The following is an 11,739-nucleotide window of genomic DNA, read 5'->3' as shown; positions in this document are numbered from 1 at the left end:
TTGGGTGGTGGTGCCGGGGGCCGCCCCCCCCACCCCCCACCCCACCGGGCGGGCGCCTCCGCGGCCCGCCCCCGGCGGCCCGCCCCCGCCCCTTCTTCGTTAACTCCGGGACTTTAGTAACGTTGCATCCGTGTCCGCATCACGTACCGAACGCCTCCTCAACCTGCTTCTCGCGCTCCTGAACACGAAGTACGGCCTCTCGCGCGCTGTCCTGCGGGAGAAGGTCTATCACGACGACGACAGCAACGACGCGGCTTTCGGGCGCATGTTCGAGCGGGACAAGACGGAGCTGCGCAGCTTCGGATTCGAGATTGAGACGATCGCCGAGGCAGGCCTGGCCGCCGAGGATCCCGCCACCACCCGCTACCGGATCGGCAAAGAGTCCAACCGTCTGCCGGACGTCCATCTGACTCCCGCCGAAGGCACCGTCCTGGTCCTTGCGGCGATGCTCTGGGAACGCGCCGCCCTCGGTGGTGCCGCGGCCAGTGCACTGCGGAAGCTGCAGGCGTCCGGAGACCTGGGTGCGGTGGAGCTTCCGGCGGGCGTCCAGCCGCGGATCAAACCCGCGGGACCGTCCTTCGAGGCAGCCGTGAATGCCCTGAACTCACGCCACCCGGTCAGCTTCGGGTACCGGGCGGCGAGCACAGGACTGGAAGAGCGACGGCGGGTGGAACCTTGGGGGCTCGGCAGCCGCTTCGGCCAGTGGTACCTCGTCGGATTCGACCGGGCGCGCGGGGCGAAACGCTTCTTCCGGCTGTCCCGGATGACCAGCCCCGTGCAGCTTGAAACCAAGGACAGCTACGAGCTGCCCGCCGGCTTCGACGCGAGGAAGGAACTGGACGGGCTGGCCGAACTGCCGCAGCAGGACGCGATCCTCGAAGTCGCGGCCGGCCGGCTCCTCGGCCTGCGCAAGCGCGCGATCCCGGTTCCGGACCGCAAGCCCCGGGACGCCGGCCGCGATGTGTTCGCGGTGCCGTTCCGGGACAGTGAACTTTTCGCGGAGGAGCTCGCCTCCTACGGCCCCCACGTAAAGGTTACGGAGCCCGCAGAACTGCGCAGCGCCGTCGTACGCCGACTGGAAGCGGCGGAAGCGGCCATGTCCGGCCCGGAGGTCCCGGTTGAATTCCCCGCCGCGTCCGTGCGGGCACGCAAGCGGACATCCGAGGACCAGTTGAGCCGCATGCTGCAACTCGTTCCGTTCCTGGTCCACAACCAGGGCCTTCCCATCCAGGAAGTGGCCGACCGTTTCGGGATCAGCCGCAAGGAGCTCATTGCCGACCTCCAGATCCTCATCTGCTCCGGCCTTCCCGAAGGCTATCCGGACGACCTCTTCGACATCGACTGGGAAGACGAGCACGTCTACATCCATGAACACCTGGAACTGAACCGCCCGGTGCGCTTCAGCGAGGAAGAGGCCTCCGCGCTGCTGACCGGCCTGGCCACGCTCGGCAACCTTCCGGCCCAGGCCGGCCTGTCGGGCGATGAGCAGGCCAGCGCCCTGGAGTCGGTCACCGTCAAGCTCGCCGGTGCCGCAGGGGAGGCCGGGCGGGTGGCAGCTTCCCTCGCCGCGCCTCCGGTGGAGCCGGCGGAGGCGGCATTCTTCGAAACGGTCACCACAGCCATCAGGGATGGCCGGCAGCTTGCGCTGCGCTATTTCTCGCCGCAGCGCGATGCCGTTTCGGAACGGGATGTGGATCCGCTGCGCATGTATTCACAGGACAACACCTGGTATTTCGAGGCGTACTGCCACAGCAAAGCCGCCGTCCGGAATTTCCGGCTCGACCGCATCGAGGAGCTCTCGCCGAACGGCAGAGCCGTGTCCACCCCGGCCAGTGCCGAGACTTCCGTTCCCGTGAAGCTATACACACCCAGTGACGACGACGTAGTGGTGGTCCTGCAGCTAAGCGGGCAGGGAGCCCATCTGGCGGACGACTACTACGCCGAACGCACCGCCGAACTGCCGGACGGCGGGCTCCTCGCGGAGGTCCGGTTCGGAAGCGTTGACTGGCTGCCGATGTTCATCGCCCAGCATGGCGGCGCCGCCCGCGTCCTGAAGCCCGCGGTCCTGGCCGATGCCTCGGCGAAATGGGTCAGGGCGGCCCTTGGGCAGTACGGCGTCTGAGGGCTGGCTAGACTCTTAATATGCCTTGGTGGTCATGGATCCTGCTCTGGGTGGCGTTGATTGCGGTCTCGCTGCTTTGTTACCTGTTGCTTGGCATCCGCCTGTTCCGGAAGATCATGGGAACGTTGCATGAACTTTCAGCAGCAGGTGCGAAGCTCGGGCACCTTCCGGCGGCCCCGGAACCCTTGGAGGACGACGCCGGCACGCGGCGTCCGGTGGCAGGTTCCGCCGTTTTTGCCTCGCCGGAACAGATGCGTCATGATTACTTCGCGGCCAAGGCCTCCCGCCAGGAGTTGCGTCGGCAGAGGCGTGTTAAGCGCAAAGCGGAACGGGGCCAACCCCAATCCCTGCACGACATCGAATTCAGTTAGACGTAGGATGTATTCCAACGAAAGGACTTCCCCACATGAGGCTTGAAGGCTGGCATATTGTCATTATCGTCGTCCTGGCCCTGGTGCTCTTTGCAGCGCCCAAGCTGCCGTCCATGGCGCGCAGCATCGGCCAGTCGATGCGTATTTTCAAATCCGAGGTCCGCGAAATGAAGAAGGACGGTTCGTCCGACGCGGCCGCTGGAGAACCCCCCGTGGAAGGCAAAGTGGTCGGCCACCCGGAGCAGAACGGCAAGAGCGGCGGGGACACCGACCTCCCGCCAAGCAACCGCGTTTGACGAGTGGTGGAAGTGAAAGGTCGGAAGGCCAATCCTGAAGGGCGCATGGCCCTGCTCGATCACCTCAAGGAACTGAAGAACCGGCTTTTCAAGTCCGCCCTTGCAGTGATCGTTGGGACCGTGGTCGGTTTCATCGTTTACCAGCCGCTGCTGGCTGCACTGATCAAACCGATCAAGGACCTGAACAACACCGGAGGCCGGCTCGCGGCGCTGAATTTCGACGGCGTTGCGAGCTCCTTCGACCTGATGATCCAGGTCTCGATCTTCCTGGGTGTCATCGTCGCCAGTCCCGTCTGGATCTACCAGCTCTGGGCGTTCATCGTCCCGGGTCTGCACAAGAAGGAGCGCCGGCTGGCGCTGTCCTTCGTGGCCGCTGCGGTTCCCCTGTTCGTCGCAGGCGTGCTGCTGGCCTGGTTCGTGCTTCCCAACGCCGTGCGGGTGCTGACGGAGTTCACGCCCGAGGGCGGCTCCAACTTCATAAGCGCGGACATCTATCTCGCCTTCGTGATCAGGCTCCTGCTCGCCTTCGGCATTGCATTCCTGATTCCGGTGATCCTGGTGGGGCTGAACCTTGCCGGCATCATCAAGGGACAGCAGCTCATCAAGAGCTGGCGGATCACCATCTTCCTTGTGTGCCTTTTCGCCGCCATGGCTGCGCCCGGTGCGGACGCCATGAGCATGTTCTACCTGGCCGTCCCGATGCTTCTGCTCTTCTTCGCCGCCATCGGTCTCTGCCTGTTGAACGACAAGCGGCGTGCCCGCCGGCAGGTGAAACTCGCGGAGGAAACCGCGGCCACAGCGGACGTCGCCACGTCCGCCTCCGATCTGGACAAGCTGTAGCCGCCAAACGACTACGCTGGAACCATGTTCAACCACCCTGAGGCCGCGTCGCACTCAGAGCGATACAGGGCGGCTGCGCAGCGCTCGTCAGATGCCAAGAGCTACTTGGGTGCGTTCAGCCGCACATTGGACTTCGAGCTCGACGATTTCCAGCGTGAGGCGTGCCGCTCCCTCCAGGAAGGCAGGGGAGTGCTGGTGGCCGCGCCCACCGGCGCCGGCAAGACCATCGTGGGCGAATTCGCCATCTACCTGGCCTTGGAGCGCGGGCTGAAAGCCTTCTACACCACCCCGATCAAGGCTCTTAGCAACCAGAAGTTCTCGGAGCTTGCAGCCAAGTACGGAGCGGCCAGCGTCGGCCTGCTCACGGGCGACACCACCATCAACGGCGAAGCACCCGTGGTGGTGATGACCACCGAGGTACTCCGGAACATGCTCTACGCGGACTCGGAAACCCTGGGGGACCTGGGTTATGTGGTCATGGATGAGGTGCACTACCTCGCCGACCGCTTCCGCGGCGCAGTCTGGGAAGAAGTCATCATCCACCTGCCCAGCGAAGTCCAGGTAGCTTCCCTGAGCGCCACCGTCTCCAACGCCGAAGAATTCGGTGCCTGGTTGGATACCGTCCGCGGCGACACCGACGTGATCGTCTCCGAACACCGGCCCGTACCCCTGTGGCAGCACGTCATGGTGGGCAGGGAAATCGTTGACCTCTTCGCCGGCGACACCAGCTTCGACGAAATCGCATCCGCCCCCGAGGGCAACGAACGCGACGGCGGTCCCGCGGAGGAAGCGGTCTCCCGGCGGGGCAAAGAGCAGGCCACCGGGTCCAAAGCGGGTTTCGAAGTGAACCCCGAACTCCTCTCCATGGCGCGCGCCGAAAGCCAGATGAACTTCCGCGGCCGCTTCGGGCACGGCGGACGCAGCAGGCGCCGCCAGGACCGGCAACGGGAGGAGCGGGTCGGCGACGCGCAGCGCAGCCCGGTACGCAAGGCCAGCCGTCCCCAGGTGATCGCCAGCCTTGACCGGCAGGACCTGCTGCCCGCAATCACCTTCATCTTCTCGCGCGCCGGCTGCGACGCAGCCGTGGCCCAGTGCGCAGCCGCCGGGCTCTGGCTCACCACCGAGCGCGAACAGCAGATCATCGCGTCGCGCGTGGACGAAGCCAGCCGTGACATCCCGGCTGAAGACCTCGATGTCCTCGGCTTCTGGGGTTGGCGCGACGGACTGCTCCGCGGGCTCGCTGCCCACCACGCAGGGCTGCTCCCCACCTTCAAGGAAGTCGTGGAGACCCTCTTCGCGGAAGGGTTGGTCAAGGCAGTATTTGCGACGGAAACGCTGGCGCTGGGCGTCAACATGCCCGCTCGCTGCGTTGTCCTGGAAAAGCTCGACAAGTTCAACGGAGAAGCCCACGTCAACATCACCGCGGGGGAGTACACCCAGCTGACCGGCCGCGCCGGACGGCGTGGGATCGACGTCGAAGGCCACGCGGTGGTGCTCTGGCAGCCGGGAACCGATCCCGCCGCCGTCGCGGGCCTCGCCTCCCGCCGGACGTACCCGCTCAACTCAAGCTTCCGGCCGACCTACAACATGAGCATCAACCTCATCGCGCAATTCGGCCGAGCCCGGGCACGGGAAATCCTCGAGTCCTCCTTCGCGCAGTTCCAGGCGGACCGCTCGGTGGTGGGGCTGGCCCGGCAGGTCCGGGCACGGGAGGAATCCCTTGCCGGCTACGCCAAGTCCATGACCTGCCACCTGGGCGATTTCACGGAGTATGCCACCCTTCGGCGGGAACTCAGCGACGCCGAAAAGGCCGCGTCGCGCAGCAACGCCCGGGCACGGAAATCCCTCACCCAGGACTCCCTCACCCGGCTCATGCCGGGAGACGTGCTGAAGGTGAGCGGCGGCCGGATCCCAGGCTACGCCGTCGTCCTCAGCTCCGACAGCCAGGCACGCGAGCCACGGCCGGCAATCCTTACCGAAGATGGCCAGCTCCGCCGGATCAGCAGCTACGACGTTGACGGACCGGTCAGTGCCGAGTCCTGGATCCGGATTCCGAAGTCCTTCAACGCCAAGGTTCCCAAATCCCGACGCGATCTCGCATCGGCCCTTCGGGACGCCGTGCGGGAGGGCAGGCCGCCGGCGCGCGCAGCGCGGAACGAGGACTTCGGCGGGAACCGCAATGTTGCGGACCAGGAGCACAAGATCGCGGGCCTGCGCAAAGCACTGCGCGCACATCCCTGTCACGGCTGCAGCGAACGCGAAGACCATGCCCGTTGGTCCGAACGCTGGTGGAAGCTCCGCCTGGAAACGGACGGCCTGGCGCGGCAGATCCAAGGGCGGACCAACACGATTGCCAAGACCTTCGACCGGGTCTGCGACGTCCTGTCGGCCTACGGCTACCTCGAAACACGGGGCGGCGGGCACCTGGCCATCAGCGACGACGGGCAGCGTTTGCGCAGGATCTACGGCGAGAAGGACCTGCTCATCTCGCAGGCGATCCGGCAGGGCGCAATTTCCGATCTTGACGCCGCGGAACTGGCCGCGTTCGCCAGCGCTCTCGTCTACCAGGCCAAACGGGAGGACCGCGGCCTGAGGCCCCGGATGCCTTCCGTTTCCCTGGAGGAATCCGTGGACATCGTGATCAGGGAATGGTCCCGCCTGGAAGACCTCGAGGAGCAGAACAAACTTCCGCTCACCGCAGAGCCGGAGCTGGGCCTGGTCTGGCCGATGTTCAAGTGGGCCAAGGGCCGCCATCTCCAGGACGTGCTGAACGGCACGGACCTCGCAGCCGGCGACTTTGTCCGTTGGGCCAAGCAGGTGGTGGATTTGCTGGACCAGCTGGCCAAGATCCCGGGCCTGGAACCCCGCCTTTCCCGGATCTGCCGGGAAGCCATTGACCTTGTCCGCCGCGGCGTCGTGGCGTACTCAAACGTCGCGTGAGCGCAGCATCCGCCTCAGCTAGGAGACACCCGTGAAGAATTCCGCCATGTCCGGCGGCCGGCCCGACCGCAAAGTGACGATGTACCGCAACGGCTCGGTCTATTCGGCGGCCGATCCCTTCGCGACCGCCATGGTGGTGGACGGCGACACTGTCGCGTGGATCGGTTCCGAGCAGGCGGCCTCCTCCATCGCGGACTCCTCCATGGAAATCATTGACCTCCGGGGCGCCCTGCTGGCGCCGGGTTTCGTCGATTCCCACGTTCACCTCACCGAAACCGGGATCGCGGCCGCCGGCTTAAGGCTCGACGGCGTCCGTTCCGCGGGCGGGCTCCTCGACGCAGTTGCCGGGGCCGCAGCTGCCCTTGATGCCGGCGCTCCGGTGCTGGGCCACGGCTGGGATGAGTCCGGCTGGGATGTCCCGGGACTGCCGACCGCGGCCGAACTCGGACGGGCTGCCGGTGGACGCAGCGTCTACCTGTCACGGGTCGACGTGCATTCGGCCCTGGTTTCAGACGGCCTCGCCGCCGCGGCTGGCCTCGAGCGCCTGGACGGATGGAACGGCACGGCGCACGTGCTGCGGGAGGCGCACACCGCCGCGCGGCTTGCGGCCCGCCGGCTTCCGGAACCAGCCCGCCTGGCGTATCAGGAGGCTGCCCTCCGGGAGGCTGCAGCCAATGGCTATGTAGCCTTGGCGGAAATGGCGGCGCCGCACATCTGCGGCATGGACGACCTGCGCAGCTCAGTGGCCTGGAACTCCTCGGGGACGGCCCTGCCCGAAGTCCTGCCTTACTGGGGCCAGCTGGCAGGGTCAGAGGACGAAGCGCGCGGAATCCTTGACGAGCTCGGCGTTCCGGTGCTGGGACTTGCCGGCGACCTGAACATCGACGGTTCCATCGGCTCCAGGACGGCCGCACTCAAGGCGCCCTACGCCGATTCACCGAATCACCATGGAAACCTCTACCTGTCAGTCGATGAGGCTGCCCGCCACCTTGCAGCCTGCTCACTGCTGGGCCTGCAGGCAGGCTTCCATGTGATCGGCGACGCCGGCCTGGAGGCAGCCCTGGAGGCCCTGGACCTTGCCTCGGCCGAAGTGGGGGAGCAGCGTATCCGCGCGGCCGGACACCGCCTCGAGCACGTGGAAATGGCCGACGCCGGCGCCATCGCCCGGCTCGCCAAACACTCCGTCACCGTCAGCGCCCAGCCGGCTTTCGATGCCGAATGGGGAGCACCCGGCGGCATGTACGAGCAACGCCTCGGCGGCCGCAGCAAGGCCATGAACCCCTTCGCCTCCTACTATTCAGCCGGGGTTCCCCTCGCGTTCGGCAGCGACAGCCCCGTGACGCCCCTGCGGCCATGGGCAAGCGTCAGGGCCTGCCTGGAACACAGCAACCCTGCGGAGCGGATCTCCGCGCGTGCGGCGTTCCTTGGCCACACCCGCGCCGGCTGGCGTGCCACGAGGCAGCGCAACCCCCTGCTCGGGCAGTTGGTCCCGGGCGCCCCTGCCAGTTTTGCCGTCTGGGAGGTCGAGGAACTCATGGTGCAAGTGGCCGACAGCCGGGTCCAGTCCTGGAGCACTGACCCGCGGGCGCGGACACCGCTCCTGCCGGCCCTGGACACCGGCAAAGGGCCGGTCTGCCTGCAGACAATGCGGGAAGGCCGTGAACTCTTCGCGGCCGAATCCCTCCGGGCGTGAACCTTTTTCCGGAATTATCCGCCGGACAAGTGCCGCCTGAACTGGGGGAATGCATGAATCCCCAGTTCAGGCAGTGCTTGACAGAATTTGTGTAGTCCGTAGCATTTATCGTCAACAGGGGGTCACGGTGAAGGTGCGGGCTCCTTGGCTGCATCCCGATCCTGTGGCCGCCCCGGCGGACAAACGGGCCGGGGCTGCAGCACTCATCAACGGGCAGGTCCACCGACGCAGAAAACAGTCCAGCCGGCGCTTCATCAGCCCGGACGGCACTGGCCCTGCGTGCGTGGACCTGCCCGCGGTCTTTTCGCACCGGCGCCCGTCCTATAATGGAGAGTTGCGCCAGAACCCCAGCCGTGCGGCTGCTCCGGCACATCGACCGCTCCATCAAGGAAAGGCCTCTTCTTGCGTGTCCTGACGATCATCCCTACGTACAACGAGCTGGAATCGCTTCCCAAGACTCTCGGCCGGCTCCGCGCAGCCGTCCCCGAGTCCGACGTCCTCGTCGTCGACGACAACAGCCCGGACGGCACGGGACAGCTCGCCGACAGCATCGCCGCCGAGGACAAGCAGGTCCACGTCCTGCACCGCAAGGGCAAGGAAGGCCTGGGTGCTGCTTACATCGCCGGCTTCAAGTGGGGCATGGCCGCAGGCTACGACGTGCTGGTCGAAATGGACGCAGACGGCTCGCACAAGCCAGAGCAGCTTCCCGAGCTCCTGAAGGCCGTCGAGGACGGTGCCGACCTCGCCGTGGGATCACGGTGGGTCAGCGGCGGCAAGGCAGTCAACTGGCCTGCCCACCGCCAGTTGATTTCCAGGGGCGGTTCCTTCTACTCGCGTACCCTGCTTGGCCTGCCCCTCAAGGACCTGACGGGTGGTTTCAACGCTTTCCGGGCGGCGACACTGCGCACCATTGACCTGGACCTCGTGGAGTCCAAGGGCTACGGCTTCCAGGTGGACCTCAAGTGGCGCACGGCGAAGGCAGGACTGACCATCAGGGAAGTGCCCATCACTTTCGTGGAGCGTGAATTCGGCACGTCGAAGATGAGCGGCAACATTGTGGTCGAGGCCATGATCAACGTCACGAAGTGGGGACTTTCCGCCCGCTGGGCAAAGCTCACCGGCAAGAAGGACGCCGCCGCCAAGCGCGCCTAGCTTCCCGCCGCGCCTGGCATTCCGCCCGGCACAAAGGCAGCACAACGCAAAGGCAGCGCAACGCGAAGGCAGGGCCCGCACCTCATGGTGCGGGCCCTGCCTTTGTGCTTCGCGTTTACTTACGCGGAGCGGCGCTCACCGCGGCGTTCGCGCAGGATGTTCAAGCGGTCTTCGAGGATCTGCTCCAGTTCAGGGATGGTGCGGCGTTCCAGCAGCATGTCCCAGTGCGTGCGGACTGCCTTCTCGTTGTTGTCCACGGGGCGTTCGCCGTCCACCAGAAGAGCTTCCTTGCCGGTCTTGGAGACCCAGACGGGAGGGATTTCGGCCTCGGACGAGAACGTCACGAAGACCTGCTCGCCATCTGCGCAACGGTATTCAACCCGCTGGCGCGGTGCCGGCTCCACACCGGATTCGGTTTCCATGCTCTGCGCACCAAGGCGCATGCCGCGGAGGCTGCGATCGCTCATGTTTACTCCCTCTATCTGTTCGCGGAACTCCATCCGCGCTAGTCGGCCGGCTTTGCGACGCCGTCCGGACTACTGTCTGCACACCGTGCACCACTAAATGCAACGCTTGACCAAGCTCAAATGTTCCGTGCGAATTGAACCGCTCGGACAAATACACCATTATACGCTGAACGCGAGGCCCCCGCGTGCCGCGGCCACATGGTGCCGCGGCCGGGCAGGTCCGCGCAGCGGAGGAGGCCGGACACATCCGTGTCCGGCCTCCTCCAAAAGGCTCGTTACGCCGTTGGTTCCTGGGGACTTGCCGCTGCTTCAGGAGCGGCGGCCTCCGCCGCTGGCTTGTTCCCGAAGAGGCCAGCCACACCGTTGGTATCGGCGCCGCCCAGCGCGCCGCCGATGCCCTTCAGGGCGTCGCCAACCTCGCTCGGAATGATCCAGAGCTTGTTCGAGGTGCCCTCGGCGAGCTTCGGAAGGGTCTGCAGGTACTGGTAGGCCAGCAGCTTCTGGTCCGGGTTGCCCTTGTGGATGGCGTCGAAGACCTTCTGGATGGCCTGGGCCTCACCGTCTGCCCGGAGGATCGCTGCCTTCGCGTCACCTTCGGCCTTCAGGATGGCGGACTGCCGCTGGCCCTCGGCGGTGAGGATCTGGGACTGCTTGGTCCCTTCCGCCGTGAGGATGGCCGCACGGCGGTCACGTTCCGCGCGCATCTGCTTCTCCATCGAGTCTTGGATGGAGTGCGGCGGGTCGATGGCCTTCAGCTCCACGCGGGACACTCGCAGGCCCCAACGGCCGGTGGCCTCGTCGAGTACGCCGCGCAGCTGGCCGTTGATCTGGTCACGGGAGGTCAGCGCCTCTTCGAGGTTCAGGCCGCCGACGACGTTGCGCAGGGTGGTGATCGTCAACTGCTCCACGGCCTGGATGTAGTTCGCGATCTCGTACGTGGCTGCGCGCGGGTCAGTGACCTGGAAGTAGACCACGGTGTCGATGGAGACCACCAGGTTGTCCTCGGTGATGACCGGTTGCGGCGGGAACGACACCACCTGTTCGCGCAGGTCCAGCAGCGGCAGGAGCCGGTCCACGAACGGGATCAGGATCGTCAGGCCCGGGTTGAGGGTGCGCTGGTACTTGCCCAGCCGCTCGACGACGCCGGCGCGTGCCTGCGGGACGATTCTGATTGAGCGGACCAGCACAATGATCACAAAAACTATGAGGACTATCAGCACGATCGCGGCTGCAGTCCCTCCCAAGCTATCCATACATCTCCCTCATTCCCCAAAATACGTTTTGATGCAGCTGGTTGTGGCGCGGTTTTGCTCCGGTGCCGGCTGTTACTCCGGAGCGCCCGGTGAGACAACCGCCGTCGCGCCGTCGATCCTTGTGACCCGGACACTCTCTCCGGCGGCGATGGTGCCGCCCGTGCTGCGGGCGCTCCACACGTCGCCGCCGATCTTGACCAGGCCCCCGGCCGCGCTGACCGATTCCATGACCACAGCGGACTGTCCGATGAGGCGGTCAATGTTGCTCAACAGGTCCGCGGGGCCTTTGTGCAGGTGCTTCATGGCCACGGGGCGGACGAAGACAATCATCAGCAGCGAAACGATGCAGAAAACCACGACCTGCAGCCAGAACTCGGCGCCCGCGAAATGCGCAACGAGGGCCGCAAGAGCACCGCCGCCCAGCATGATGAAGAAGAGACCGAGGGTGAGCATCTCGATCACTGCAAACGCGAGGAAAACCGTGAGCCAGAGCGCCCACCAGTTCTCGCTGAGCCATTCAAACATCGTTCCCCCTGTTCCGGATCCGCCGTGCGCCCAGCCGTTGGAACGGATGGTTCGCCCGGCGTGTCGTCCGCTGTTTTCCA

General features: G+C 65.9%; 10 protein-coding genes. 7 read left to right on the top strand and 3 right to left on the bottom strand.

Going from position 1 to position 11,739, the window contains the following annotated elements:
* Positions 1-130 precede the first annotated feature (130 nt).
* The 7 genes from ACNQPB_RS19335 to ACNQPB_RS19305 all read left to right on the top strand — a co-directional run bounded on the left by ACNQPB_RS19335 (position 131) and on the right by ACNQPB_RS19305 (position 9,414).
* Complete coding sequence (locus ACNQPB_RS19335) at positions 131-2,122, top strand: helix-turn-helix transcriptional regulator (protein WP_498754045.1); 1,992 nt, start codon at positions 131-133, stop codon at positions 2,120-2,122.
* 20 nt (positions 2,123-2,142) lie between these two features.
* Positions 2,143-2,493, top strand: coding sequence for a hypothetical protein (locus ACNQPB_RS19330; protein ID WP_498754044.1), 351 nt, complete (start codon positions 2,143-2,145; stop codon positions 2,491-2,493).
* 35 nt (positions 2,494-2,528) lie between these two features.
* Positions 2,529-2,789, top strand: coding sequence for a Sec-independent protein translocase subunit TatA (gene tatA, locus ACNQPB_RS19325; protein WP_498754043.1), 261 nt, complete (start codon positions 2,529-2,531; stop codon positions 2,787-2,789).
* Between the two features lie 45 nt (positions 2,790-2,834).
* Complete coding sequence (tatC, locus tag ACNQPB_RS19320) at positions 2,835-3,629, top strand: twin-arginine translocase subunit TatC (RefSeq protein WP_498754042.1); 795 nt, start codon at positions 2,835-2,837, stop codon at positions 3,627-3,629.
* Positions 3,630-3,653: 24 nt separating this feature from the next.
* On the top strand, positions 3,654-6,569 hold the full coding sequence (locus ACNQPB_RS19315; RefSeq protein ID WP_498754041.1) for a DEAD/DEAH box helicase: 2,916 nt from the start codon (positions 3,654-3,656) through the stop codon (positions 6,567-6,569).
* A gap of 46 nt (positions 6,570-6,615) precedes the next feature.
* Positions 6,616-8,262, top strand: coding sequence for an amidohydrolase (locus ACNQPB_RS19310; RefSeq protein ID WP_498754046.1), 1,647 nt, complete (start codon positions 6,616-6,618; stop codon positions 8,260-8,262).
* Between the two features lie 402 nt (positions 8,263-8,664).
* Complete coding sequence (locus ACNQPB_RS19305) at positions 8,665-9,414, top strand: polyprenol monophosphomannose synthase (protein ID WP_498754040.1); 750 nt, start codon at positions 8,665-8,667, stop codon at positions 9,412-9,414.
* Between the two features lie 119 nt (positions 9,415-9,533).
* Here ACNQPB_RS19305 and ACNQPB_RS19300 read toward each other — a convergent pair whose 3' ends face one another.
* The 3 genes from ACNQPB_RS19300 to ACNQPB_RS19290 form a co-directional block, all read right to left on the bottom strand.
* Positions 9,534-9,881: an RNA polymerase-binding protein RbpA gene (locus ACNQPB_RS19300; RefSeq protein WP_070349449.1), complete on the bottom strand. Its 348-nt coding sequence runs from the start codon at positions 9,879-9,881 to the stop codon at positions 9,534-9,536.
* Between the two features lie 275 nt (positions 9,882-10,156).
* Entirely contained in the window at positions 10,157-11,134 is a 978-nt protein-coding gene (locus tag ACNQPB_RS19295) for an SPFH domain-containing protein (protein ID WP_498754039.1), read from the bottom strand.
* 72 nt (positions 11,135-11,206) lie between these two features.
* Positions 11,207-11,659 carry an NfeD family protein gene (locus ACNQPB_RS19290; RefSeq protein ID WP_498754038.1) on the bottom strand — a complete coding sequence of 151 codons (453 nt, stop codon included), beginning with the start codon at positions 11,657-11,659 and terminating at the stop codon, positions 11,207-11,209.
* Between the last annotated feature and the right edge of the window lie 80 nt (positions 11,660-11,739).

The organism is Curtobacterium sp. LFS079, assembly GCF_047977865.1.
In the GTDB taxonomy this organism is placed as follows: domain Bacteria; phylum Actinomycetota; class Actinomycetes; order Actinomycetales; family Micrococcaceae; genus Arthrobacter.
This window is presented reverse-complemented; position numbering and strand designations above follow the sequence as displayed.